The 23,954-nt window shown below is 57.8% G+C and carries 25 protein-coding genes and 1 tRNA gene; 4 read left to right on the top strand and 22 right to left on the bottom strand.

Annotated features, from left to right (window positions below):
* Positions 1 to 8: 8 nt before the first annotated feature.
* From O2N63_RS06915 to iolG, 14 genes are all read right to left on the bottom strand, one after another.
* A complete protein-coding gene (locus O2N63_RS06915; RefSeq protein WP_271053525.1) occupies positions 9 to 527 on the bottom strand; it encodes a DUF2478 domain-containing protein in 519 nt (172 codons plus the stop codon).
* 189 nt (positions 528 to 716) lie between these two features.
* On the bottom strand, positions 717 to 1,421 hold the full coding sequence (locus O2N63_RS06910) for a NapC/NirT family cytochrome c (RefSeq protein ID WP_271053524.1): 705 nt from the start codon (positions 1,419 to 1,421) through the stop codon (positions 717 to 719).
* 32 nt (positions 1,422 to 1,453) lie between these two features.
* On the bottom strand, positions 1,454 to 1,879 hold the full coding sequence (locus O2N63_RS06905; RefSeq protein ID WP_271053523.1) for a nitrate reductase cytochrome c-type subunit: 426 nt from the start codon (positions 1,877 to 1,879) through the stop codon (positions 1,454 to 1,456).
* 20 nt (positions 1,880 to 1,899) lie between these two features.
* A complete protein-coding gene (gene napH, locus O2N63_RS06900; RefSeq protein WP_271053522.1) occupies positions 1,900 to 2,823 on the bottom strand; it encodes a quinol dehydrogenase ferredoxin subunit NapH in 924 nt (307 codons plus the stop codon).
* Complete coding sequence (gene napG, locus O2N63_RS06895; RefSeq protein WP_271053521.1) at positions 2,820 to 3,683, bottom strand: ferredoxin-type protein NapG; 864 nt, start codon at positions 3,681 to 3,683, stop codon at positions 2,820 to 2,822. The genes napH and napG overlap by 4 nt, the downstream gene beginning before the upstream one ends.
* A 31-nt stretch (positions 3,684 to 3,714) precedes the next feature.
* Positions 3,715 to 6,210, bottom strand: coding sequence for a nitrate reductase catalytic subunit NapA (gene napA / locus O2N63_RS06890; RefSeq protein WP_271053520.1), 2,496 nt, complete (start codon positions 6,208 to 6,210; stop codon positions 3,715 to 3,717).
* 15 nt (positions 6,211 to 6,225) lie between these two features.
* Positions 6,226 to 6,462, bottom strand: a complete 237-nt coding sequence (locus O2N63_RS06885) for a chaperone NapD (RefSeq protein WP_333780728.1) — start codon at positions 6,460 to 6,462, stop codon at positions 6,226 to 6,228.
* A 26-nt stretch (positions 6,463 to 6,488) separates the two neighbouring features.
* Entirely contained in the window at positions 6,489 to 6,992 is a 504-nt protein-coding gene (locus O2N63_RS06880; protein WP_271053518.1) for a ferredoxin-type protein NapF, read from the bottom strand.
* Between the two features lie 444 nt (positions 6,993 to 7,436).
* Positions 7,437 to 7,907 carry an aminoacyl-tRNA deacylase gene (locus O2N63_RS06875; protein ID WP_271053517.1) on the bottom strand — a complete coding sequence of 157 codons (471 nt, stop codon included), beginning with the start codon at positions 7,905 to 7,907 and terminating at the stop codon, positions 7,437 to 7,439.
* 143 nt (positions 7,908 to 8,050) lie between these two features.
* A complete protein-coding gene (locus tag O2N63_RS06870) occupies positions 8,051 to 8,806 on the bottom strand; it encodes an SDR family NAD(P)-dependent oxidoreductase (RefSeq protein WP_271053516.1) in 756 nt (251 codons plus the stop codon).
* Complete coding sequence (gene iolB / locus O2N63_RS06865; RefSeq protein ID WP_271053515.1) at positions 8,806 to 9,612, bottom strand: 5-deoxy-glucuronate isomerase; 807 nt, start codon at positions 9,610 to 9,612, stop codon at positions 8,806 to 8,808. Before iolB ends, O2N63_RS06870 begins: the two co-directional genes overlap by 1 nt.
* A gap of 56 nt (positions 9,613 to 9,668) precedes the next feature.
* Positions 9,669 to 10,844 carry a phytanoyl-CoA dioxygenase family protein gene (locus tag O2N63_RS06860; protein ID WP_271053514.1) on the bottom strand — a complete coding sequence of 392 codons (1,176 nt, stop codon included), beginning with the start codon at positions 10,842 to 10,844 and terminating at the stop codon, positions 9,669 to 9,671.
* A 157-nt stretch (positions 10,845 to 11,001) separates the two neighbouring features.
* Positions 11,002 to 12,108 carry a Gfo/Idh/MocA family protein gene (locus O2N63_RS06855; protein WP_271053513.1) on the bottom strand — a complete coding sequence of 369 codons (1,107 nt, stop codon included), beginning with the start codon at positions 12,106 to 12,108 and terminating at the stop codon, positions 11,002 to 11,004.
* A gap of 3 nt (positions 12,109 to 12,111) precedes the next feature.
* Complete coding sequence (gene iolG, locus O2N63_RS06850) at positions 12,112 to 13,110, bottom strand: inositol 2-dehydrogenase (RefSeq protein ID WP_271053512.1); 999 nt, start codon at positions 13,108 to 13,110, stop codon at positions 12,112 to 12,114.
* Positions 13,111 to 13,250: 140 nt separating this feature from the next.
* On the opposite strand from iolG, the gene O2N63_RS06845 reads away from it, so the two are divergent.
* From O2N63_RS06845 to O2N63_RS06830, 4 genes are all read left to right on the top strand, one after another.
* Positions 13,251 to 14,264 (top strand): LacI family DNA-binding transcriptional regulator, encoded by a 1,014-nt coding sequence (locus O2N63_RS06845; protein WP_271053511.1) that lies wholly within the window; start codon positions 13,251 to 13,253, stop codon positions 14,262 to 14,264.
* A 242-nt stretch (positions 14,265 to 14,506) separates the two neighbouring features.
* Positions 14,507 to 16,300: an FAD-dependent oxidoreductase gene (locus tag O2N63_RS06840; RefSeq protein WP_271053510.1), complete on the top strand. Its 1,794-nt coding sequence runs from the start codon at positions 14,507 to 14,509 to the stop codon at positions 16,298 to 16,300.
* On the top strand, positions 16,297 to 18,177 hold the full coding sequence (locus O2N63_RS06835) for a 2-oxoacid:acceptor oxidoreductase subunit alpha (protein ID WP_271053509.1): 1,881 nt from the start codon (positions 16,297 to 16,299) through the stop codon (positions 18,175 to 18,177). Before O2N63_RS06840 ends, O2N63_RS06835 begins: the two co-directional genes overlap by 4 nt.
* Positions 18,177 to 19,226 (top strand): 2-oxoacid:ferredoxin oxidoreductase subunit beta, encoded by a 1,050-nt coding sequence (locus O2N63_RS06830; protein WP_271053508.1) that lies wholly within the window; start codon positions 18,177 to 18,179, stop codon positions 19,224 to 19,226. Before O2N63_RS06835 ends, O2N63_RS06830 begins: the two co-directional genes overlap by 1 nt.
* Before the next feature lie 315 nt (positions 19,227 to 19,541).
* Here O2N63_RS06830 and O2N63_RS06825 read toward each other — a convergent pair.
* The 8 genes from O2N63_RS06825 to O2N63_RS06790 form a co-directional block, all read right to left on the bottom strand.
* Positions 19,542 to 19,616, bottom strand: a tRNA-Phe gene (locus O2N63_RS06825).
* A gap of 78 nt (positions 19,617 to 19,694) precedes the next feature.
* A complete protein-coding gene (locus O2N63_RS06820; protein ID WP_271053507.1) occupies positions 19,695 to 19,889 on the bottom strand; it encodes a DNA gyrase inhibitor YacG in 195 nt (64 codons plus the stop codon).
* Positions 19,886 to 20,920: a ribonuclease E/G gene (locus tag O2N63_RS06815; protein ID WP_271053506.1), complete on the bottom strand. Its 1,035-nt coding sequence runs from the start codon at positions 20,918 to 20,920 to the stop codon at positions 19,886 to 19,888. Before O2N63_RS06815 ends, O2N63_RS06820 begins: the two co-directional genes overlap by 4 nt.
* A 12-nt stretch (positions 20,921 to 20,932) precedes the next feature.
* Positions 20,933 to 21,514: a Maf family protein gene (locus O2N63_RS06810; protein ID WP_271053505.1), complete on the bottom strand. Its 582-nt coding sequence runs from the start codon at positions 21,512 to 21,514 to the stop codon at positions 20,933 to 20,935.
* Between the two features lie 15 nt (positions 21,515 to 21,529).
* Positions 21,530 to 21,748: a translation initiation factor IF-1 gene (infA, locus tag O2N63_RS06805; RefSeq protein ID WP_007205486.1), complete on the bottom strand. Its 219-nt coding sequence runs from the start codon at positions 21,746 to 21,748 to the stop codon at positions 21,530 to 21,532.
* An 89-nt stretch (positions 21,749 to 21,837) separates the two neighbouring features.
* Positions 21,838 to 22,722: a carbon-nitrogen hydrolase family protein gene (locus tag O2N63_RS06800; RefSeq protein ID WP_271053820.1), complete on the bottom strand. Its 885-nt coding sequence runs from the start codon at positions 22,720 to 22,722 to the stop codon at positions 21,838 to 21,840.
* A 160-nt stretch (positions 22,723 to 22,882) separates the two neighbouring features.
* On the bottom strand, positions 22,883 to 23,476 hold the full coding sequence (locus tag O2N63_RS06795) for a GNAT family N-acetyltransferase (RefSeq protein ID WP_271053504.1): 594 nt from the start codon (positions 23,474 to 23,476) through the stop codon (positions 22,883 to 22,885).
* The gene (locus O2N63_RS06790; RefSeq protein ID WP_271053503.1) at positions 23,473 to 23,868 is read right to left on the bottom strand and encodes a ketosteroid isomerase-related protein; all 396 of its coding nucleotides are present in this window, start codon (positions 23,866 to 23,868) and stop codon (positions 23,473 to 23,475) included. The genes O2N63_RS06795 and O2N63_RS06790 overlap by 4 nt, the downstream gene beginning before the upstream one ends.
* Positions 23,869 to 23,954 lie beyond the last annotated feature (86 nt).

The raw sequence follows: 23,954 nt of genomic DNA, 5'->3' as shown, positions 1-23,954 counted from the left end.
AGGAGATGTCAGGGGGCGAGCGCCCTGTCGATCCAGGCAGAAATGGCGGCAGTATCGGCAGGCAATTCCTCGGCCGCCTCGCCACAGAACGCTTCAAAAGCCTCACGGTTGAGCTTATTCACCCCAACCAGAACCGGAATGTCCCGCTCCAGCGCGGTGGCGATGGCAGCACGGAACCCGCGACCTTCGGCCTCATGCTTGCCAAACTTGTTGACCAGAAGCAGATCAGCCCGTTGCTCTCCTCTGAGGGCCAGCACCGCTTCGGTATCCGCCACAGCCCCTTCCAGCGCATCTGCGTCCAGACGACATCCACGCGCGCCCACTCCGCGATCCTCAGAAATACGAATGAGCGGCCCGTCCGGCAGCACCATCACATCCATGTCGCATTTGCGGTCTTCGCCACGATCGGTATCGATCTGGACCGTGCCAACCACGCGAACCTTGCGGGCTATCAGATCTTCGGCAATTTCAGCCAAAAGAACGTTGGTCTCTCCGCGCCCTGGTGCGATGGTAAAAGCGAGTTTCATGGGTGTCTCCTTCAGCGCTTCAAGCACGACCTAATGCAGCAGAAAAGGGAAGACCTTGAGCAGGGTCAAGGGAGAGGGGCAAATTGCGACAAAAAGAATGGGTCTGTCGCGGCCATCTGTTGCGGTCAACGGAAAAGGGCCAGGCAATGCCCGGCCCTTCATCATTGTTGTTGAGATCCATATCCCAGATCAGTTGCCCGAGGTCAGGAATCCTTCGATCTCGCCTTTGGCGTCAGCGACCTGACGACCATCCGGCAGGGTCAGTTCACCGGCAGCGGCCATTTCCTGCACAACCTGCTCGTAGCGGTCCTGCCAGCCTTCGGGCAATTCATGCGCGATGCCCTGGTGGCAATCGATACAGGTCTTGCCCTCATCCAGCGCAACCTGGTGGTTGTCGGCAGCTCGGTTTTCCTGAGCCGTAAAGTCCATGTACTCGAAATTGTGGCAGTTGCGGCACTCTTGCGAGTTTGTCGACTTCATTCGACGCCATTCATTGGCCGCCAGATCGATGCGAAGATCCTCGAATTTCTCGCGGGTCCAGATCGATTTGGTGATGAAGTGACCATAGAGCTCTTTGGTGGCCTTGATCTTGCGAATGATCTTCGGGCCCCAATCCTTCGGCACGTGACAATCCGGGCAAGTGGCGCGCACGCCCGAACTGTTGTTCTGGTGCACCGAGCCCTGATATTCGGCGAAAGCGTTGTCTTGCATCTCGTGGCACGAGATACAGAATTCTTCCTTGTTGGTCATCTCGAGCGCCCAGTTGAAGCCGCCCCAGAACACCACCCCGGCAACAAAGCCGGAAACGAGAAGCGCGCCCAATGAGATCGCTCCTGTCGGTGTCCAGAACCAGCGCCATGTGCGGCGGATGAACCCGGGATTTGCGTCAGACATATCTGTTATCCTTTCCCTTCCTCATCCGCGCCTCAGTTCGAGGCCTCGAACGTGTTTTCCACCAGCGCAGGCGCGTCAGCTTGCGGTACGTGGCATTGGTTACAGAACCAGCGGGTGCCGGCCACAACATCCAGTTGGTTGCCTTCACGGTCCTGATAGTGGGTCATCGACAGCGTCGGTGCGTTACGCTCGCCTGCTTGGGTCCAGTCATGGCAGGACAGGCAGCGGTTCGCTTTCAGGTCGATCTGGTATTGGTCGATCGAGTGCGGAATGAGCGGTGGCTGCTGGCGATAGTTGCGGGTGAACCGATCCTTGTCCTGGTGGAACACATCCTCCACTGCAATATGTTCATCGACTGCGGCGCCCCGCAGGGATTGAACGCTGGCGTTCTGCGCCCAGACGGCGCTGGCCAGAAGCGTCGGGACGACGATGGCGCTGATCAAAAAGTGCTTTCTCATTGGGCTACTCCCGTGTTTTGTCAGGCCGCGCGACTGGCCTCGGGTTGACGTTTGGTATTCCGGCGTTCCGCGCGGGCGGGCGCGGGGGTTTCATCGAACCGGGTGGTGAAAGTGAAGACATCCGGTGCGCAGACGTCGATGCAACGTCCACAATTGGTGCAATCGGATGACAGGATAATCGGTGTGTCCGCGTCCGCACCGCGAAGGGCGGGCGTAATCACGTGCATTTCGGGGCAGACCGCAAAGCAGTCCATGCAATCGTCGCATTCGGCGCGTTTGGTGGCGCTGACCCGCAGGATCGAACCTTTTCCCAGAAGCCCATAGAAGGCCCCTACCGGGCAGAGATGCCCGCACCAGCCGCGCCGTGATACGACGAGGTCGAAGACAAAGACAGCGAGCACAAAGGTCCAGGCGAAACCCATTCCAAAGATAAGACCGCGATGCAGCATCGAGATCGGATTGACGAGTTCCCATGCAATGCTGCCGGTGAGTGCAGACACAGCCAGAACCATGCCCAGCACCCAGTAACGTGTGTTCCGTTTTGGCTGCCAACCTTTGGCAAACCCCAGTTTGTCATGCAGCCAATGTGCCGTATCGGTGACCGGGTTGATCGGGCAGACCCAGCTGCAATAGACCCGCCCGCCAATGAGCGCATAGGCGACGCCAACAATCAGCGCTCCGATGATGGCGGTCATCTCGGGCCAATGCTGGGCCAGCATACCTTGCAGCAACACAAAAGGATCGGTCAGCGGCAGGATGTCGAAGGTTAGTGAACTGGCCAGATTACCTTTCACCCACCAGATCCCGGCCCAAGGGCCAAGCAGGAAGATGCCAAGGAAGAACACCTGGCTGATGCGACGCAGGATCAGGAACTGATAGGCTTTCCACCAGCCTTTTTCCAAAACCGCTTCGCGTCCGACGGGAAGGGATGTTGTCTGGCTCATTGCCCTGCCCCCCCAATTCCCGGAAGCCCGTAAGAAGGTGCAAAGCCGCCCTCCATGCTGGGATCCGGCATGCCTTCTGGCAGATACCCACCGGGGGCGACAAGATTGTCAGTACCCGGTCCAGGCAGGCGGTCCGGCAAGTCGATCAGCTCGTCGACCAGAGGGGTGTCCTCTTCCCAGCCAAGCCGGTAGTGATCAGCGGCATCTGCCGTGGCCACGCGGATCGGCAGCACTTTGATTGCAGCCTCACCGGGCAGAACGCAGGATTTCTCGCATTTACCGCAGCCGGTGCAATGATCGGAATGCACAACCGGCATGAAGATGGCATGGGCGCCCGAGCGCTGGTTGTGCGACAGTTCCAGCGTGATCGCCTTATCGATCACCGGGCAGACGCGATAGCAGACATCACAGCGCAGACCGAGCGCATTGAGGCATTTCTCCTCGTCGATCAACACCGCAAGTCCCATGCGCGAGTCGTCGATATTCGTCAGATCATGGTCAAGCGCGCCCGTTGGGCAGGCCACGACGCAGGGGATGTCCTCGCACATTTCGCAAGGCACATCGCGGGCGGTGAAAAACGGTGTGCCGGTGGCCGCGCCATCAAGGCCCAGTTCCGCCAGTTTCAGCGTGTCATAGGGGCAATCCCGCACGCAAAGCCCACAACGAATGCACGCGGCCAGAAAATGCTCTTCTGGAAGCGCTCCGGGCGGGCGGAGCGCCTGCGCCGGAAGGGCGCGTGCATCGGTGGCAAGCTTTGTGAGTGCCATGCCCCCCACCGCGCAAGCACCAGCCACCCGGGCCGCATCCTGCAGGAAGCGGCGCCGGTTCACGGGCGTGGTGTTGCGGTTGGCGGAGGACATGGCTTTCTTTCCTTATCAGTCCGTTATCGGATCAGGCGCGCTCAACTTTACAGGCGCACTTCTTGAAGTCGGTCTCTTTCGAGATCGGGCAAGTTGCGTCCAGCGTCAGCTTGTTGATCAGCTGGTGTTCGTCGAACCAGGGCACGAAGACCGACCCACGAGGCGGTTTGTTCCGACCACGGGTTTCCACCCGCGAGGTCATCTCGCCGCGCGGCGAAGAAATCACGATCTCCTGTCCGCGGCGCAGACCACGATCCTTGGCGTCTTCCGGGTGCATGAACACCACGGCAGACGGGAACGAACGGTGCAGTTCGGGCACGCGGCGGGTCATCGAACCGGAATGCCAGTGCTCCAGCACACGGCCAGTGATCAGCCAGAGGTCAAACTCTTCATTCGGGCTTTCTGCAGGCGGCTCGTAGGGGGCGAAAATGATGTTCGCCTTGCCATCGGGCTTGCCGTAGAATTTCACGCCTTCGCCCTTCTTCACATAGGGGTCATACCCCTCGCGGAAGCGGTAGAGCGTTTCCTTGCCGTCAACCACTGGCCAACGCAAACCGCGGGCCTGGTGGTATGTATCGAAATCTGCCAAGTCGTGGGCTTTGCCGCGACCGAAATCGGCGTATTCCTCGAACAGACCTTTTTGGACGTAGTAGCCGAAGTGCTTGGCCTCGTCGTTGCCAAAGCCTTCTGCGGTTTCAGACAGCGGATATTTGTTGATCTTGCCGTTTTCAAACAGGATCTCGTAAAGCGTCTTGCCACGATATTCCGGTTTCTGAGCAATCAGCTCTTCCGGCCAGACTTCTTCCACTTTGAAGCGTTTGGCGAATTCCATCACCTGCCACACGTCCGACTTGGATTCACCCGGTGCATCCACCTGCTGGCGCCAGAACTGGGTGCGGCGTTCAGCGTTACCATAAGCGCCTTCCTTCTCGACCCACATCGCAGTGGGCAGGATCAGGTCAGCGGCCATTGCGGTCACGGTCGGATACGGATCAGACACGACGATGAAGTTTTCCGGGTTGCGATAGCCCGGCAGGCCTTCTTCGTTGATGTTCGGGGCTGCTTGCATGTTGTTGGTACACTGAACCCAATATGCGTTCAGGTCGCCATCTTTCAGCTTGCGGTGCTGCAGCACGGCGTGGAAGCCCGGCTTGGCCGGAATGGTGCCTTTTGGCAGCATCCACTTGTCTTCTGCAAAGTCGCGGTGCGCTTCATTCATGACCACCATATCGGCAGGCAGACGGTGCGCAAAGGTGCCAACCTCACGGGCGGTACCACAAGCCGACGGCTGACCGGTCAGCGAGAAGGGCGAGTTGCCCGGCTCGGAGATCTTACCAACAAGCAGGTGCACGTTGTACATCAGCGAGTTCACCCAGGAACCGCGGGTGTGCTGATTGAAACCCATGGTCCAGAGCGACATGATTTTCCGGTTCGGATCGGCATATTGCTTGGCCAGACGTTCCAGCTTGGCTGCGGGTACGCCCGACAGCTCGGCTGTGTATTCCAACGTGTATTTCGACACGGCTTCGGCATATTCCTCGAAGGTAATCGGGGTCAGCTTGCCGTGTTTGCCTTCATGGGATGGGTTTTCTGCAGCCTGCTCCAGTGCGTGGGTCGGGCGCAGACCGTATCCGATGTCGGTGTTGGTCTTGGTGATGTTGACGTTCCTCTCAACGAACTCCTGGTTCACCGCACCGGTCTGGATGATGTAGTTGGCGATGTAGTTCAGGATCGCGAGGTCGGTTTGCGGCTCGAAGATCATGCCATTGTCGGCCAGTTCGAACGAGCGGTGCTCGAAGGTCGACAGAACATGCACCTCTGCGCCCGGTTTGGTCAGGCGGGTGTCGGTCAGACGCGACCACAGGATCGGGTGCATCTCAGCCATGTTCGAGCCCCAGAGCACGAAGGTATCAGCGTGTTCAAGGTCGTCATAGCAGCCCATCGGCTCGTCGATGCCGAAGGTGCGCATGAACGCTGCCACGGCGGACGCCATACAGTGGCGGGCGTTGGGGTCGATGTTGTTGGACCGCAGGCCAGCCTTCATGAACTTGGCGGCAGCATAGCCTTCCCAGACGGTCCATTGGCCAGAGCCGAACATACCAACAGAAGTCGGGCCCTTCTTGGCGAGCGCGTCTTTCCATTTCTCGGCCATGATGTCGAAGGCTTGATCCCAGCTGATCGGGGTAAACTCGCCTTCTTTGTCATAGACGCCGTTGGTCATGCGCAGAAGCGGTGTGGTCAGACGGTCCTTGCCGTACATGATTTTCGACAGGAAATAGCCTTTGATGCAGTTCAACCCGCGGTTCACCGGAGCTTCCGGGTCACCTTGGGTGGCAACAACTTTGCCATCTTTCACCCCGACAAGAACAGAACAGCCCGTTCCGCAGAAGCGGCAGGCGGCTTTGTCCCAGCGAATGTCAGGCTTGCGCACTTGCGCGGTGGCCGCATTCGGCAGGGTGATCCCAGCGGCCGACGCGGTTGCGGCGGCGGCGCTGGCTTTCAGGAAAGAGCGGCGGGACGTGGTCATGATGGGTCTCCCGTTTTAGTGTTTGGTCGGCGAAGAACCATCGACGTTCTCGTCGAGCTCTTCGAAATGGTGATAGGTCAGGGTTACGGTGATCACGCCCGGGATCTGATGCATCTCCATGATCTGGTCTGATGCACGCATCTCGGACGTGTCTTCGACGGTCACGACGATGCGACCGTCTTCATGGGCATGGACTTCGCCGCCCTCTGTGGCATTGATCGCTGCCATGACCTGATCGGTCATATCGGGCATTGTATGTACCAGGCAGCCGCAGATATTCAGCATGGGCGGGCCTCCGTTTGCGGTTGGATTTGGGTGAATTCAATGGCGCCAACCGGGCACGGGGAAATACAGCCCCCACATCCGGTGCAGGCGTCCAGATCGAACAGCGGCTGGGCGGATCCGCCCGGTTGCAGCTGAAAGCGGATCGCGCCCAGGTCACAATGGTCCTGACAGGCGCGGCATTGCACACCGCTCATGGACAGGCACGAGGATTGAGCAGCCACCCGCCAGGGGAAAGGGCGCTCGGATAACAGGGCACCGGGTTCGCAGGCGTCGATGCAGGCATTGCAGAATGTGCAAGCCCCTCGGGACACATTGAGAACCGGCAAACCGTCACCGTCGCGCATGATGATCCCTTCCGGACAGGCACGCGCACAATCTCCGCACTGGGTGCAGTCATCATGAAACGCAATATCGCCAGCGGCGCCCGGGGGCCGTGGGCGAAGGGTCTCATTGACCTTGCCTCTTAAAAAGGCGCGTCTTGATGGGGTGTTATTCAAGGGTCATGGCTCGCTTTTCTGGCTTGCTGAACTACCCATAACGCCATGGAGATCGCGACCGTTTGACCTAGATCAAAATTTTCGCGGCTTGTGAAGAAATGCGTCAGGATGTAAATAAATCCAGTTTTATGAAAGCGTTATGAAAAGAGCGGTAACACACTGTAAAAGCCAGATAATCACAACGACAATCCGACCTGATCCGTTGTGAAAACACGCTCAGGGGGGGGGTGTTAATTATTTTTTCGTCGCCACCCACAAGACGCGGTTTTCAGCCCCTTTTTACAAGTGCATGTAACCGCCTCCCCGCTTTGCCCCTCACAATATCGATTCCCGCCCCAATGTGGTCAGCACATCTCATCGAGTTGGCAAAGCGTTACGGGAACAAAGAGAGGAGAAATAGGCGACCTCCTCCCAAAGTCCTGTTTCAAGAGCTTTCATCACCGCTTAGTGCAGGCAGCAGAATGATCCGTGCTCTGCATCTTTCATCATTTTGTCGAAGTCGCGCCCCCGCATTTCGATCAGCGTGGTGTGGTCGCCGCCTTCAAACCAGATCTTATCAAGCCCGGACAGACTGTCATCCACGATGGTTGGCACGTCATAGGCTTCACCGACCGGTGGGGCCGCCCCAAGATCACAATCATTAAACACTTCTTTCATCTCGGTTTCTGGCGCCAGCCCCAAACGCTTTTGCATCAAGGACTGAAGGGCTGTCAGATCAACCTGTTGGTTGCTTGGCACCACCGCCAGCATCGGGCCTTCCTCCATGTGGATAAGCACTGATTTAGCAAGGTGATCTCCGGGAACATGTGCTGCCTCGGCCACTTCGGCCGCGGTGGCGGCATAGGGATGTGGGATCATCGAATAGTGCAATCCGAGATCGCTCAGGTGATGTTCCAAACGTGCAGAAATAGTCATGTTTTCCTCCGTCGTTGCGAAGGCACCTGGTCGCGGACCAGTTGGAATGCGCAGCCAAGGCGCCGTTTGGTGGATGTAACCAGTATGCACACGATAAGGTGAGTCGGACAAGGAGAGCGAACTCGACAAAAGCGGATCAGCGCTCAGATCGACCCGGCTTCGACCATGAAATTGTTTGCGCTGCACATGGCCGCGTCATCCGAAGCGAGAAACAACACCATCCGTGCGACATACACCGGATCAATCGGATCTGGCAGGCATTGACGCTCGACTTGCTTACCCAGCGCCTCGGGTGTCACCCAAAGTTCTTTCTGGCGATCTGTCATGATCCACCCGGGCACCACGGTATTGACGCGAATGTGGTGCTGGCCAAGATCGCGCGCCATGGTGCGGGTGAGGCCGTGCACGGCCGCCTTGGCGGTTGTGTATGCCGGGAACCCCCCGCCTGCCTCCCACCAAGAGTTCGACCCTATGTTGATGATCGACCCACCACCGGCAGCAATCATTCCAGGCGCAACCGACTGGATGGCAAAGAACATGTGGCGCAGGTTGGTGTTCATGCGTTCATCCCAATAGTCAGGTGTCACATCCGCCCAATTGTGCCGATCATCGCGCGCCGCGTTGTTCACCAATACCTGTGCTGGTCCCAGTCCGTCCGCGAGCTCATCAAACGCCTTTTGCAACGCCGCTATGTCACGAAGATCGCATCGGACAAATGCATGATCCCCATCGAGACCAGACAGGAGATCACTGGCCGCAGTTTCATCGAGATCGACAACCCCCACCTTGGCCCCCTGCTCTGCAAAGGCTTTCACGGTCTCCGCACCGATCCCCGATGCCCCTCCGGTGATGAAGACCGTTTTGCCTTGAAGGCTGGGATAATTGGCAAAATCTGGCATCAGGCGTCCCGCTCCATGATCCATTCCACTTCGGGGGCCGGGACGAACCGCCATTTGCGCAATGGCCCTGCCATCACGTTGAGATAATACATCTCGAACCCGTATGGCGCCCCGCAGGGATGATGTCCGCGCGGGACAAGGACCACGTCGCCGTCATTCACCGCCATGGTTTCATCAAGCCCGCCATCATCGGTATAGACGCGCTGGATGCCAAACCCGTCCGCGGGGTTCAGGCGGTGGTAATAGGTCTCTTCCAGATAGGTGATCCGTGGAAAATCATCTTCGTCATGGCGATGCGACGGGAAGGACGACCAGTGGCCTGCCGGGGTGAACACTTCGGTCACCAGCAAGCTGTCGGCGTAATCTTCCGCTTCCATGGCGATATTGTTGATGTAGCGCGTGTTCGTACCTTTGCCGCGTTCGGTGAGCGTGATGCCATCGGGACCAATCCGCCGCGCTTCATGACCGCTTTTGCCCGGCGCCGTGCAGACCGCAACCGTACACTCGGTTTCCGCCGTGGCTTTCCACTCGGACCCGTTCGGCACATAGAGGCAATGCGGCGGAGTCTTTTCAAAGACATTCATGCGATCCCCGAGAACGCCCCAATCCTGTCCGGCAGCGGTGATCTGGGCTTTGCCTTCGACCATCACCAGGATCACCTCGCGATCACCGGTCAGTTCCTCGGCGCTTTCACCTGCACGGAGCTTGTAAAGGCCGAAGCCTACATAGCGCCACCCTGCGCTTTCCGGCGTGATGTCATGCACCTTACCGTGGTTTCCAAATGGTTTACGCAGAAGATCTGCCATGGTCTGCCCCCTCAAACTCGAATCGAGCCGCGCCTGAGCGCGGCCCCTGTTTTCTATCATGCCTCGCGGCGTTTGACCTGTGCCTCAAGCGCGGTGACGACGGCCTCTGCCGACGACCCTTCGTCGAATGCTCGACCAAGAAGCGCCGCTTGTGTTTCTGGGGCCAGCCCCCCGGTTGGCGGATCGGTGTCGAGGTTGGTCGGGAAGGAATATCCCTCTCCGCAGGCGGCAATCGCCGCCTTTCGTTCGGCCGGTGTCAATGTATCGCCCAGCGCCTGAAGTGCCGGATAAAGCCGTTTTGACATCCCCAGCCTGTCGACACTTTCCATCGCGCGACCAAAGGCGGACGAGACCTGCAACAGGTTCGCCATCCGCTCGATATCTTCGCTGGTATTGGCCCCCGCCGCATGAAAGAGCGCCGGATTGAAGAACACCGCATCCCCCTTTTCCAGCGGAAGCTGGATGTGGCTTTCTTCGAAATACACCCGGAAATCCTCACGCCGCCACGCCACATAGCCGGGGCGATAAAGTTGCGAGAACGGCAGGAGTTTGGTCGGGCCAGACACCACCGGCATATCCGAATGCGCCACCGCCCCCTGCAGCGTAAGCGCCGCCGACAGGTCATGCATATGGGCGGGGTATGTTTCGGCCACATCCGAGGTCTGGAACCCCAGATGATAATCGCGATGCGCATCCTGCGCCGCGCCGCCGGGGCGTACCTGATTGACCTGCGCGGTCATCTGGTAGTTCGGTCCCAGCCACGCTTCGCAGATCGCGGCAATCGCCGTGTTGGCGAAATAGCGGGCAAAGACCTGCGGATCACGTTCGCAAAGTTTCTGGAGCGAGTTCCAGATCCGGTCATTGGCGCCTGCTGCCGCGAAATGATCTCCGCTTCCGGCCGCCCCTTTGCGCTCATCCGCAATCACCTGTTGGTAAATCGCGGTGGCGGCATCAACAGGCCCCGTATCAGCATAGGCCGCTTTCAGCACGACGACACCCGAAGACCGGCCCAGCACCCAAGCCCATTCCGCCATCAGGGCACGCCGTTTTTCCGGATCTTCCAAAGAACTGCGCAGCGCATTCATGTCATAGATCGGCACGTTCTTGGCGACCTCAGCCGCATGGGGTACCTGCCCCAGCTCAAGTGCCTGTGAGGTCAACACCTTGAATTCGTCCAGATCGCAGCTTTCGCGATCAAAGTAAGGGATATATCCGAATTCATAGTCCACCATGGTAATGTCCTTTCCGTTGGTGGTGATGTTAACCCCGGATGGGGCGGTGAAACTTAGGTCAAACCAAACAAATTCATCATGTTTTCCAGAGAATTGAGTTCAACACTCAAGCGACCAGCCGTAATATTGCACTGAGGCCTCTTCGGCATCGCACCCTCTACAAACTGATCGCATGACCATGTGAAGAGGCAATGGCATGTATGATCCGTTCGATTTCCAGCCCTTCAACAAAATCTGGTCCCGCATTGGCGCCCCCCTCAATGGCCCGTATAAGATCGCGGGCTTCGATGACCTTCAGGTCGTTAAAGCCAAACCCATGGCCAGGCGCCGGGCAAAAGGCAGCAAAATCAGGTTGATCAGGTCCGCTGAGGTGTCGCGTGAACCCGGCTTCACCCGCCCGGCACACCCAGAGCTCGTTCATGTTTTCATGATCAAAGGCAATGGTGCCGTCGGTGCCCTGAAGCTCCCACTGCAACCGGCATTTGCGCCCATGGGCGACGCGCGACGTTGAAAACGTACCATGCGCACCAGAGACAAACCGTATCATGGCAGATGCGACATCTTCGTTTTCGACCGGCTTGGAACCATCCGGTGACTGTCGTGTCGTAATGGAAGTATGCGTTTGCCCAATGACCTCTGTCACCGGGCCCAGCAATGCGCACATCTGGCTGACGAGGTGACACCCCAGATCCCCAAGCGCGCCCAGCCCGCCTTGCGCGCGCGTCATGCGCCAGCTCCAGGGCAATTCAGGATTAGCGCAATAATCTTCGTCATACACGCCCCGGATACACACCGGGGTTCCGATCTCTCCCTGCGCAACCATCTTGCGAGCGGCCTGAAAGGCGGGGGACCGGAGGAAACTATACCCCAATATCGTGACCTGCCCGGGATGAGAGGCCGCACAGTCGACCAGCGCTTGTGCATCGTCCAATGTCGAAGACATGGGCTTTTCCAGCCAGACATGTTTGCCAGCTTTCAGCGCTGCCTCTGCCATCGGGCGATGCAACCCATTGGGGGTGGTGATCGAGACAACGTCCACGGCGGGATCAGTCACAACCGAATGCCAGTCATCCGTTGCCCGGGAAAATCCGAATTGTTGCGCCGCGTGTTTGGCCACTTCAACATCAACGTCGGCCAGAAGTTCCAACCTTGGATGCGTCGTCCCAAATGTCGCGGCAACCTGTTGCCAGGCAAGGGCATGGCATTTGCCCATGAACCCGGTGCCCAGCAATCCAACCCCAATTGTCTTTGGTTGACCTGACATGGTTTAGACAATCTCACTTAGCAAAACCGTGCGCCCGACACTCGCTGACCTCGTCGCTGCTTCGGCCATTGCCAGGGCCATCACCCCATCTTCCAGTGACACCGGCACCGGAGCTCCATTCAGCATCGCATCGATGAAGGCCTGCCATTCGGCCACATAGGCTTTCTGATAACGTTCCAGAAAGAAATGTTCGGGCTTGGCACCTGTCACCCCGGCCTTGGTGGATTTCGAAACCGTGTTCTCCAGCATGTTGTCAGCGGCCAGAAGCCCCTCGGACCCAAGAAGCTCAACCCGTTGATCATATCCGTATGCGGCCCGGCGCGAGTTTTTGATGACCGCAATGCGCCCATCGCCGTAGGTCATGGTCACCACGGCGGTATCCACATCGCCTGCGGCTCCGATGGCGGGATCAATGATCGCGCTCCCCACTGCTGAAATGCTGATCGGAGTGTCCCTCATCAGGAAGTTTGCCATGTCAAAATCATGAATCATCATGTCCCGAAACAGGCCACCGGAGACTTTCACATAGTCCACCGGGGGGGGCGCCGGATCAAAAGAGGTGACGGAGAGGAGTTCAGCTTTGCCGATCTCCCCCTGTGCGGCGGCCCGCTGAAGGGCTGAAAAATTGGGATCAAATCGCCGATTGAATCCGATCATGATCGGTTTGGTGGCCCCATCCGTGGCAGCAAGGCACGCTTTTGCGCGGGCCAGAGACAGATCAACCGGCTTTTCGCAGAGCACACCCTTCCCAGCGGCAACCGCGGCTTCGATCAGGTCGGAATGGGTGTCGGTTGGCGTGGCAATCAAGACTGCGTCGATTGACGGATCCGCGAGGATTTCCTCTGAACTTTTTACGTCAGCGCCATATTGGGCGGCCAGCGACTTTGCAGCGGGAGCATGGAAATCCGAGACCGCCACCAACTCGCTCAGCGCATGCCCGGCAATATTGACCGCATGGACCTGACCAATACGCCCTGCCCCAAGCAAACCTACTCTCAGCATCTCAATCTCCCGAATCCCTTGATGAGTCGCCAACACTCAACACCTCTTTGCTCGCGCGTGCAAGATTTTTTGCACGCGCGAGCAAATGTGATGGTCAGGCGCCAATTCTAAGGCTAGGGTGCCCAGAGGAGGCCGATGCGATGAGCGACAGAAAAGATGCCAATGAGGTAACTGCCGATGACGTGGCACAAGCCGCCGGCGTCTCGCGCTGGACGGTGAACCGCGCGTTCAAACCCAATGCATCGATTTCCGCCAAAAGCCGCCAGACGGTGATGGAGGCCGCTGAAAAACTGGGATACGCCCCCAACCTTCTGGCCGCATCCCTCGCGTCGGACCGCAGCAATCTGGTGGCGCTTCTGGTGGATGATTTCAGCAATCCACACAAGCTGGTCATGATGGAGCGTCTGACCCGGGTATTGCGCAAGAACGGCTGGGATACGCTGTTGGTCAACATGCTCGACAAGGATGACGCCCCTGGCGCTCTTTTGTCAGCCAGCCAACGCCGCGTGGACGCGGCGATCCTGATTGGGGTGCAGTTCGATGACGATGTGCTGTCGGCAGCCCTCGGCGCGCGGCGGGTGAAAAAGCTGATCATCTTCGCACGCAACTCGGAAAACCCTGACACGATCTCAATCAGTGTTGATGATCACGCCGCGATGACCGAGATCGCGGATTATGTGATGGGGCGCGACTATCAGCGCCCGTTCTTTCTGGCCGGACCGCAAACCAAATCCGCCCATCTGACCCGGCAAGAGGCTTTTGTCGCTCGCTGGCAAGAGCATCGCGGCATGACGCCAGAGGTGGCAGACGTGCCAAGCTATGACCCCGGCATGGCCTATTCCGCAATCATTGACAGGCTGTCAGAGCGCCAACCAGACGCGTTCCCGGATGTGATTGTCTGCGAAAATGACGCGCTTGCCATCGGGGCGATGGATGCATTGCGCCACCATTTTAACCTGCGCATCCCCGAAGACGTGGCGGTCACCGGGTTTGACGACGTTCCAGCCGCAGCCAATCCGAATTACCGGATCACGACCTATCGCCAACCGATAACACGGATGGCGGAACGGCTTGTGACCTTGCTGAGTGGCGAGCTGGAACAGACCGAAAACCAGCAATTTCTTGGTCAGATGGTGATCCGAAACTCGGCCTGATCCGCCCCGTGGCGCACCCATCTTTTTGTTGTTTTTGATGCCCTCAGAAGCCGCTGCATCACAGTGCGCACGACCTTGATTACCTTCAGCACCGGGTCAGCCACGGATATTTTCCATTCAATGCGACAATATTGCGTGAAAAAACGACTGAAATTGACGTTTGGAGGCTTTACACAAGCCCTCCCTCAAGGTTTCCTGAGTTTGCCGCTCTGCACATTTCAGCCAATCGATAGGAGCTGTAATTGAAACCGACCAACGTTACCGATCCTGAGTACTTTCATAAAGTTGTTGATTGTCAGTTTGCCTGCCCGGCACATACTCCGGTGCCCGCCTATATCCGCCTCATTTCACAACAGCGCTATACCGATGCCTATCTGGTGAACTGGGAAAGCAATGTCTTCCCCGGTGTTCTGGGCCGGACCTGTGATCGCCCCTGTGAACCGGTCTGTCGGCGCGGCAGGGTGGAAGAGGAACCCGTGGCCATCTGTCGGCTGAAACGGGTGGCGGCAGATTTCAAGGAAGATGTGTCCTCTCGTCTACCGCGTGCCGGAAAGCCCAACGGAAAAAAGATCGCTCTGATCGGCGGCGGCCCCGCCTCGTTGACCGTGGCGCGCGATCTGGCGCCGCTCGGGTACGAGCTGCATCTTTACGATGCAAACGCAAAGGCCGGGGGGTTCATGCGCTCTGAAATCCCCTCGTTCCGATTGCCTGAAAGCGTGCTGGATGAAGAGGTTGGCTATGTGATGGATATGGGGATCACGGCCCATTTCAACACCTATGTCGACAGCATGGCGGACATCCTGACCAATGGATATGATGCGGTCTTTGTCGGAAGCGGCGCGCCGCGCGGGCGCGACCTGCCCAAGCTGCCCGGTCGCAAGAAAGCCGACAAAAACATCCATATCGGGCTGGACTGGCTTGCCAATGTGGCCTTCGAGCACACCAAGAAGATCGGCAAGAAGGTCATCGTTCTGGGAGGTGGCAACACGGCTATGGATTGCTGCCGCACCTCACGCCGATTGGGCGGCGAGGACGTCAAGGTGATCGTGCGCTCGCCCTTCGAGGATATGAAGGCCTCGCCTTGGGAGAAAGAGGACGCCATTCACGAAGGCATCCCGATCATCGATAATCACGTCCCCAAGGAGTTTGTCCTGAAGAAGGGCAAGCTGGTGGGTATGACCTTTGAAAAGGTCGAGCCAAAATATCACGAAGACGGGCGCCGCGAGCTTGTCCCAACCGGTGAGGAACCTGCATTCTTTGAATGTGATGACGTGCTGATTGCCATCGGTCAGGAAAACGCCTTCCCCTGGATCGAAAAGGAAACCGGCATTCGCTTTACCAGCTGGGGCACGCCGATCATCAATGATGACGAGACGTTCCAGTCGACCCGCAAGGACGTGTTCTTTGGTGGGGACGCCGCTTTTGGTCCGGCCAATATCATCACCGCCGTGGCCCACGGCCACAAGGCCGCGGTGTCGATCGACCTCTATTGTCGCGGCAAGGATCTTGAAAAGCGCCCTGCCCCGAATGTGACGCTAATCAGCCAAAAGATGGGGATACATGAATGGAGCTATGATTCCATTCCGGTCAATGACAAACGCGAGGCTGTCCCTCTGGTCGAGCTAGGCGAGGCGCTGAAAGATCGCGACCTTGAGGTCGAGCTGGGCTTTGATCTGGAAACCGCCTTTGTTCAGGCGGAACGCTGCCTGAACTGCGATGCCCAGACGGTCTTTACGGCGGACAGTTGCATTGAATGCGACGCCTGCGCGGATATTTGCCCCACCAGCTGTATCAATTTCATCCAAAACGCCCCGGAAGAGGAGCTGCGGGCAAACCTGATGGTGCCCGCCGACGATCCCGAACAGGACATCTATGTCTCGCAAACGCTGAATACCGGCAAGGTTCTGGTCAAGGATGAAGATGTCTGCCTGCATTGCGGTCTTTGCGCCGAGCGTTGCCCGACTGCCGCCTGGGACATGAAGCTGTTCACCTATAATGTCGCCAAGGCGACCCCGGACCTGATGGAGGTCTCATGAAAAAGATCAAAGGTGTCAACGATTTCGTCGTGAAGTTTGCCAATGTGAACGGCACAGGGTCGGCCAGTGCCAACCACCTGTTCGCCAAGACAATTTTCCGCATGGGGATCCCGGTCAGCCCGCGCAACATCTTCCCGTCAAACATTCAGGGCTTGCCCACATGGTATGAGGTACGTGTTTCCAAAAACGGCTATCTCGGGCGGCGCGGCGGGGTGGATCTGATGGTTTGCGTCAATCCGCAGAGCATGGAGAAGGACGTGGCAAGCGTCGATCCGGGCGGGTATTTCCTTTACGATTCCACTAAGCCACTTCCGACCCATCTCAAACGGGACGATATCACCTATATCGGCATCCCGCTGACCCAGATGTGCATGCAGGAATTTGAGGTCCCGAGACTCCAGCAACTCTTGAAAAACGTGGTTTATGTCGGCGCGCTTGCCGCCCTTCTGAACATGGACCTGTCAATGGTGAAAGACCTGCTGGCTGACCAGTTCAAAGGCAAGGAGAAGCTGATTTCATCCAACGTTCAAGCTCTGGAAATTGGGTATCAATACGCGCTTGAGAATTACAAATGCCCGCTGGCGATCCGGCTTGAGAATGGCAACGCCGACGCGCCGCATATTGCGGAAAGCGAACACATCCTGATGAACGGCAACACTGCCGCGGCCCTTGGTGCGATCTATGGCGGGGCCACCGTGGCGGCCTGGTATCCGATCACCCCCTCGACATCAGTGGTCGATGCGTTTTCCAAATATGCCGAGCGCCTGCGCATTGATCCGGGCACCGGCAAGCGCAACTACGCCATTGTTCAGGCCGAGGATGAACTTGCAGCCATTGGCATGGTGGTCGGTGCCAACTGGAACGGAGCCCGTGCCTTTACCGCAACCTCGGGACCGGGGTTATCGTTGATGAGTGAATTCCTGGGGCTCGCCTATTTCGCCGAAGTGCCGGTGGTTCTGATCAACGTGCAACGCTCGGGTCCGTCGACGGGTATGCCCACTCGCAGCCAGCAATCCGACGTTTTGGCCGCTGCCTATGCCAGCCATGGCGACACCAAACAGGTTCTGTTGTTCCCGGCCACACCACGCGAATGCTTTGACATGACCGTGGAAGCCTTCGACCTGTCCGAACGGCTGCAAACCCCGGTGATCCTGATGAGCGATCTGGATCTAGGAATGAATGATTGGATGTCCCCTCCGCTGGAATGGGACGACAAATACGAAATGGATCGCGGTAAGGTCCTTGATGCCCAAGGACTGGATGAGGCCGAAAAATGGGGGCGTTATCTGGACGTGGATGGCGATGGCATCTGCTTTCGCACCCTGCCGGGCACACACCCCGACAAAGGCGCTTACTTCACCCGCGGGTCATCAAAGAATGAAATGGCGGTCTATTCGGAAAGCGGCGAGGATTACGTGCAGAACGTTGACCGGCTGTTGCGCAAGTTCGACACCGCAAAGACCTATGTTCCAACCCCGAAAACGCACCCGCCCATTGAGGTGAAAAAGCCCAAGACCAAGCTGAAGATCGGCACATTGTTTTTCGGCACATCAGCCTCACCATCTTACGAGGCCGTTGAAATTCTGGCGGAAGAAGGGATACCGATCGACACGATGCGTATTCGCGCCTTCCCGTTCCACAACGATCTGGATGATTTCATCCACGACCATGATCTGGTCTTTGTGATCGAACAAAACCGGGATGGTCAGATGCGGCAGTTGATCATGAACGAATGCCAGATTGCACCGGACAAGCTCACCTCGGTGCTGAACTATTCCGGCACGCCGATCACCGCCCGCGCAATCGCCGGTAAAATCCGCGAAACCCTGAACACCCATAGCGCCGATGTGGTGGCGCTTCGTCCGGAGACCGCCTGATGTCTTATGTGAAACCGAAATTCCGTCACCCTAAGCTGCCCACCAACTCGCTGGGCTATTCTGTGGCCGATTATGACGGGGCGATCTCGACCCTCTGCGCGGGCTGCGGCCATGACAGTATCTCGGCCGCAATCCGAAATGCCTGTTTCAAGTCCGCCATCCCGCCGCATCGCATCGCCAAGCTTTCAGGTATTGGCTGTTCGTCAAAGATGCCCACCTATTTTCTAGGCCGGAGCCATGGCTTCAACTCGGTTCACGGGCGCATGCCATCTGTTGCTACCGGAGCAAGCCTTGCCAATCGCGAACTCACCTATATCGGCGTGTCCGGTGATGGCGACACCGCATCCATTGGCATGGGGCAATTCGTTCACCTGATCCGTCGCAATGTGAACATGACCTATATCGTGGCAAACAATGGCTGTTACGGCCTGACCAAGGGACAGGACAGTGCAACCGCCGATCTTGGGTCGGTCGCCAAAGGCGGCGCAGTGAACCCGTTTGACGGCATCGACCTCGCCAGCCTTGCGTTGCTGCAGGGTGCCAGCTTTGTTGCCCGCAGCTTCTCGGGTGACAAGGAACAGCTGGAGCCGCTGATCCGCGCTGCCATGGCCCACAAAGGTTTTGCCTTCATTGATGTCGTGTCACCCTGCGTGACCTTCAACAACCATGCGGGCTCCACGAAGAGCTATGCCGAAACCCGCGCACATGTGGACGCGATGCAGCTTGATTTCATTCCAATGCGAGAAGAGATCCGCACCCAATACGAAGCGGGCACCAGCCAGACGGTTACGCTTCATGACGGGTCGGTCATCCACCTGCAAAAGGCCAGCTCCGACTATGCGACAGATGATAGGGCCGCAGCAATGCAGGCTATCCAGAAGGCCGAAGCAGAAGACAAGATTCTGACCGGGCTTCTGCACCTTGATCCAAACTCGCAGGATCTCAACCAACTGCTGAACCTGGCAAACAAACCGCTCAACGAGCTGGACAAAGATGAACTTTGCCCAGGCAGCCGGGTCTTGGACAGCATCAACCAAGGTCTACGCTGATCTCACCGCACTGGGAATCCGCTAACAACTGACCAAGGATCAGGCGGGGCATTTGCGATTTGTCATTGGGGCACTCTCGCGTGTTCACAAACCGAAACGGGCCCGTTTCGTTCCATTCCCCACCCGGTTTGAAAAAAGTTGGGATGACTACGAGCCCGAACGGCCCAAGATGCCAAAAGGCATGAGCAATACCTCAACCAAAACCGAGACTATTAAATAGCGATCGCATCAAAACCAATTGATGGGGACATGAGTAGGGCAGACAGATCTTCAAATCACCTAATCCACTGATTTATTTATCTGACTTTGATTAAGTGGTGCCCGGGGGCGGAATCGAACCACCGACACGAGGATTTTCAATCCACTGCTCTACCCCTGAGCTACCCGGGCACGGGTGAACGTTTCATCGTTCGGGTAGCGGGTTTCTAGTCGGGGGGGGCGGGGGTGTCCAGAGGAAAAATCGCTTTTTTAGTGCGGACGTGAAGATTTTTCTGAAAGCGCCTTCGCCATCTCTTCCATCACCTCATCCACATCCTCAGGAGCGTCCGCCGGAACGGCATAAGACCCGTTGAGCCAACGCCCCAAATCCACATCTGCACAGCGACGCGAGCAGAAAGGGCGATACTTCTGATTGCTTTCCTTGGAACAGATCGGGCAGCTCATGACAGGCTCTCTTTGAGCGCGATGCGTTCACGCTTCCTTTGCAGTTCGAAATTGCCCAGAACGGTCCAACCCGCCATCGAGGTTTCCACCCCGTCTGCCTTAAACGCATTGCGAAGCGCGGTTTCGATCTGGCGTCGCTCTTTCTTGGGGCTGGGGGCGAAATCGACCACGATCTGCCCGCCCAATCCACGCACACGCAGCGCACGCGGCAACACTTTGGCCAGAGCGATATTGGCCTTGAGGCCCGCGGCCGGACTGGCGTCGGGGCCAGTGTTCACATCCACCGCCACCAAGGCACGGGTGGGTTCGACAAAGGCAAAGGCGCCACCAGGCAATCGCACCCGTGCACCCAATGCCTCGTCAATCAGATCTTCGACGCTGTGACGCTCAAACGCCCCCTCCGCATCGTCGAGCTGATCCGGCATCTCCCACTCGCGCCAGGCCAGCGCATGGGCATCCGCTCCGTCCACCAGCAGTTCCGGTTCACGTCCTTCGGCGTCACCCAAAACGGCGCGGGACAATTCCAGCATGCCCGCGATATCTTCTGCCACCTCATCATCAGACCCGCTCACAGAAATGGAGCGCAGGATCAGGCCTTCCTCAGCGTCGGCCATCACTTCATTGGCGATTTCCATCAGCCGTTCACGCTCTTCTTCATCGCGGATCGCTCGACTGATGTTCAGGCCAGGCGCACCCGGGGTGACAATGGCGTAGCGACTTTTAAAGAGCACCTTCTGCGTGACTGGCACCGCCTTGCCGGCCTCGGCAAATCCGATCACCTGCACAAGAATGGCCTGTCCGGGCGACAGCCCCTTGCCCTGACGCAAAAATGCCGTTTCACCGTCGGGCAGACGCAGCATCATGCCCCCCTGCCCCTTCAGTGGGCGGTCGCAGATTGCACGATAGATTGCTCCGGGCAGCGCATATTGCTCGGGTGGTTCGATCAGAAGGTCATCCAATTGCCCGTCGACAATGTGGGCGGCGGCCATGCGGCCCTTATATGTGTCGAGCGCAACGATGCTGCCCTTCATGATCTTGTCCTTTTATATGTCGTAGAGCGGATATCCGGCGGCCACCAGCAGCCCAGCGGTTTCATGCACCGGAAGGCCGACCACAGCGGTATAGCTGCCTTGTAGCCACGTAACAAACGCTCCCGCTGGTCCCTGAATGGCATAGGCGCCCGCCTTACCCTGCCAGTCCTTTGACGCGAGATAGCTGGCAAGCTCTTGATCCGACAGGCGTTTCAGTTTGACGGCGGTCACAACGTCCCGCGCCCAGCGCCCGGTGGCGTTGCGCACCACAACCGAGGTGATCACCTTGTGGCGGCGTCCAGCCAGCGCACGCAGAAACGCGGCGGCTTCGTCTTCGTCACGGGGTTTACCCATAATCCGGCGACCCAGCGCCACGGTTGTGTCAGCGCACAACACCACCTCATCCGCCGCCACATTCATGGCGTCGGCCTTGGCGCCTGCAATGCGGCGACAGTAATTCAGCGGCAACTCGCCCTTGAGGGGCGTTTCATCCACATCCGGTGGGCGCACCTCATCAGCACAAAGGCCGAGCTGACCCAACAACTCGGCCCTTCGCGGGCTTCCAGATCCGAGAATCAGCTTAGGGCGGCTCATGCCCATCTGATCCGGTTACTTGAAGCGGTAGTTGATCCGACCCTTGGTCAGATCATAGGGGGTCATTTCGACTTGCACCTTGTCGCCAGCCAGAACACGGATGCGGTTTTTGCGCATCTTGCCTGCCGTATGTGCGATGATTTCATGGCCGTTTTCCAGCTCGACCCGAAACGTCGCATTCGGCAGGAGTTCCTTCACGACACCGGGGAATTCGAGCAGTTCTTCCTTGGCCATGTTCACTCCTGAGTTAAAACCCGTCCATTACGGGCGCCCTTTAAATGGTCCTAAACGCGCGGGTTTTCAAGGGATATTCGGCGATCTCATCACAAAGTGACATTTGTGACCCTCAGAATGCGACTTTCCTGTTCATTCCAATGGGTTTTGTTGAGCACCTGCCCGTCACGGCGCACATTGTGCAGCGCTGCAAGATCCACTTCTGCGATGGTCCAGCCGGGTGTATCAAAGCGCCCTTCTGCAAGAATGCCATTTTCCGGGAACCCCATATCGGGTGGGCCATAAATGGCAGCGGCCCCTGTGTTCACATCGACGACTTCATTCCACTCTGCGCTCCCCTGCGTCGGCGCATGGACCACAATACACTGCCCCTCAAGCGCGCGCGCCATCGCGCCCACCCGCACGCGGGTATAACCGGACAGACCTTCGGTGGCAGAGGGCACAAGGATGATCTCGGCCCCGGCCTCAATCAGGGTGCGGCCCAGCAAGGGAAATTCGCTGTCATAACAGATCAGCACACCGATCTTGCCCAGCATGGTCTCCATGACGGTAAGCGGAGCACCGCCCTGCACATCCATCGGATCGCGTTCCCATCTCGTCATGATTTGCTTGTCATGGGGGATCTGCACTCCGTCCGGCGTGAAAAACAGCGCTCGATTAACTGGCCGGGAGAAGGCCGGGTCAAAGCACGGTCCCGAGGGGCCAAGGATGTACACCTTGTGCTGCGCGGCCAACCCCGACAAGAACGCACTCATCTCCTCCATTCGCTCGCTCACAGCCCGCATGGAGCCTTGAATGTCCATCGCCACATCCCGACCAGCCAGTGAGGCCAATTCCATTGCTCCATATTCAGGAAACACCAGAAGGTCGGCACCCTGCCCGACAGCGTCTTCGATCCAGTGGGCTATTTTCAATTGATACCCTGCCCAGCTGTCTTGCCAGTCAATCGGATAAGCCGCGGCGGCGATCGTCACTTTGGTCATGGTCTTCCTCATATCAATCAGGGGCGCTGCCCCTCGCCTCTTCGAGGCTCACCCCGAGGTATTTTCGGCAAGAAAAAAACAGGCGCCCTTTTTTCTTGCTCCAAATACCTTGGGGTGAGGACAAAGTCCGAGGGGCAAAGCCCCTGCCCGGTCACAACGCGCGGATCCAGAACTGAAGCCGCTTTGCATCTTCTTGGATTTTTTCAACATCCTTCCACGAAAATTCGGCCTGAACACCGTCCAACTTGCCATATCCCCGCTTTTTCCAAAACTCATCCAGCGGATGATAGTCCTGCGGACGCGCCGGATGATCATCCGGGCGGATCACGCCACAAAACGCCGCATATCCACGCCCAAGCGCGCGGGCATGCGCTTCTCGCAAGTCAAAAAACCGATGGCCGATCCCTTGGCCCCGATACCCGGGCAAGAGCACGCTTTCGGCATTATAGAAGATGTTGCCCAGATCATATCCGGTGCCTTCAAAGGCGGCGGCAAAATCATCAGCATGATCTTCCATCGGCGTGCCCGTAGCTGCACCTACCAGTTGATCCCCGTTAAAAGCACCCACCAGAATGGCCCCGGTGCTGTCACGAAAGCTTTGCAGATAGCGGTGTTCATATTCAAACGAGCCATCATAAAGATAGGGCCAGGCGCGAAATACCTCCATGCGCAGCCGGGCCACATCTTCCAGATGCGCCTCCAGCTCAGCGCCGGTCAGGGGGCGGACGTCAACCAATGCACTCATGACACCTGCCGGATCCAGTCATTGAGGTTGTAATAGGTGGTCACACGCGTGATCAGCCCGTTTTTTAACGAAAAGAACGCACCAGCCGGCAGCACATAGGTCTGCCCACGTGCCTCAGGAAGGCCCGGGTCGGTCTTGAGATATGTCCCGTTTACGGTAAATTCAGCCGAGCCGCGCGTACCGTCGTTACTGACCATCACCACGATATCCGTAAGCCGTTCCTTATAGGTCTCGCTCATATGCGCACAAAACGACCCAAAGGCGTCTTTCCCCACGCGCCGGTCGCCTTCGTTCACATCATGCACAAAGTCATCCGACAGACAGGCCACCATGCGTGCAATGTCACCTGCGTTGAACGCATCATAATAGCGCTGGATCGTTTCGCGGCTCATGTCCCCTCCCAATTTCCGGTTTCCCGCAAATTGCAGTTGGATCAAGCATGGCACAAGTCGGAAAGCGACACCTCACATCCTATATG

Source organism: Aliiroseovarius salicola, assembly GCF_027891095.1.
In the GTDB taxonomy this organism is placed as follows: domain Bacteria; phylum Pseudomonadota; class Alphaproteobacteria; order Rhodobacterales; family Rhodobacteraceae; genus Aliiroseovarius; species Aliiroseovarius salicola.
The sequence above is the reverse complement of the archived record's forward strand: the minus strand, read 5'-3'. Positions and strand labels throughout refer to the sequence as shown.

What these genes read in the sequence shown, in the direction of transcription:
- O2N63_RS06905 (WP_271053523.1), bottom strand. Translation starts at nt 1,879, where the DNA reads ATGAGAAAGCACTTTTTGATCAGCGCCATCGTCGTCCCGACGCTTCTG.
- napG (WP_271053521.1), bottom strand. Translation starts at nt 3,683, where the DNA reads ATGTCCTCCGCCAACCGCAACACCACGCCCGTGAACCGGCGCCGCTTC.
- napH (WP_271053522.1), bottom strand. Translation starts at nt 2,823, where the DNA reads ATGAGCCAGACAACATCCCTTCCCGTCGGACGCGAAGCGGTTTTGGAA.
- iolG (WP_271053512.1), bottom strand. Translation starts at nt 13,110, where the DNA reads ATGCTGAGAGTAGGTTTGCTTGGGGCAGGGCGTATTGGTCAGGTCCAT.
- O2N63_RS06910 (WP_271053524.1), bottom strand. Translation starts at nt 1,421, where the DNA reads ATGTCTGACGCAAATCCCGGGTTCATCCGCCGCACATGGCGCTGGTTC.
- O2N63_RS06820 (WP_271053507.1), bottom strand. Translation starts at nt 19,889, where the DNA reads ATGAGCTGCCCGATCTGTTCCAAGGAAAGCAATCAGAAGTATCGCCCT.
- O2N63_RS06835 (WP_271053509.1), top strand. Translation starts at nt 16,297, where the DNA reads ATGAAAAAGATCAAAGGTGTCAACGATTTCGTCGTGAAGTTTGCCAAT.
- O2N63_RS06855 (WP_271053513.1), bottom strand. Translation starts at nt 12,108, where the DNA reads ATGTCAGGTCAACCAAAGACAATTGGGGTTGGATTGCTGGGCACCGGG.
- O2N63_RS06790 (WP_271053503.1), bottom strand. Translation starts at nt 23,868, where the DNA reads ATGAGCCGCGAAACGATCCAGCGCTATTATGATGCGTTCAACGCAGGT.
- O2N63_RS06885 (WP_333780728.1), bottom strand. Translation starts at nt 6,462, where the DNA reads ATGCCCGATATGACCGATCAGGTCATGGCAGCGATCAATGCCACAGAG.
- O2N63_RS06870 (WP_271053516.1), bottom strand. Translation starts at nt 8,806, where the DNA reads ATGCCAGATTTTGCCAATTATCCCAGCCTTCAAGGCAAAACGGTCTTC.
- O2N63_RS06875 (WP_271053517.1), bottom strand. Translation starts at nt 7,907, where the DNA reads ATGACTATTTCTGCACGTTTGGAACATCACCTGAGCGATCTCGGATTG.
- O2N63_RS06795 (WP_271053504.1), bottom strand. Translation starts at nt 23,476, where the DNA reads ATGAGTGCATTGGTTGACGTCCGCCCCCTGACCGGCGCTGAGCTGGAG.
- napA (WP_271053520.1), bottom strand. Translation starts at nt 6,210, where the DNA reads ATGACCACGTCCCGCCGCTCTTTCCTGAAAGCCAGCGCCGCCGCCGCA.
- infA (WP_007205486.1), bottom strand. Translation starts at nt 21,748, where the DNA reads ATGGCCAAGGAAGAACTGCTCGAATTCCCCGGTGTCGTGAAGGAACTC.
- O2N63_RS06810 (WP_271053505.1), bottom strand. Translation starts at nt 21,514, where the DNA reads ATGAGCCGCCCTAAGCTGATTCTCGGATCTGGAAGCCCGCGAAGGGCC.
- O2N63_RS06915 (WP_271053525.1), bottom strand. Translation starts at nt 527, where the DNA reads ATGAAACTCGCTTTTACCATCGCACCAGGGCGCGGAGAGACCAACGTT.
- iolB (WP_271053515.1), bottom strand. Translation starts at nt 9,612, where the DNA reads ATGGCAGATCTTCTGCGTAAACCATTTGGAAACCACGGTAAGGTGCAT.
- O2N63_RS06815 (WP_271053506.1), bottom strand. Translation starts at nt 20,920, where the DNA reads ATGAAGGGCAGCATCGTTGCGCTCGACACATATAAGGGCCGCATGGCC.
- O2N63_RS06845 (WP_271053511.1), top strand. Translation starts at nt 13,251, where the DNA reads ATGAGCGACAGAAAAGATGCCAATGAGGTAACTGCCGATGACGTGGCA.
- O2N63_RS06830 (WP_271053508.1), top strand. Translation starts at nt 18,177, where the DNA reads ATGTCTTATGTGAAACCGAAATTCCGTCACCCTAAGCTGCCCACCAAC.
- O2N63_RS06860 (WP_271053514.1), bottom strand. Translation starts at nt 10,844, where the DNA reads ATGGTGGACTATGAATTCGGATATATCCCTTACTTTGATCGCGAAAGC.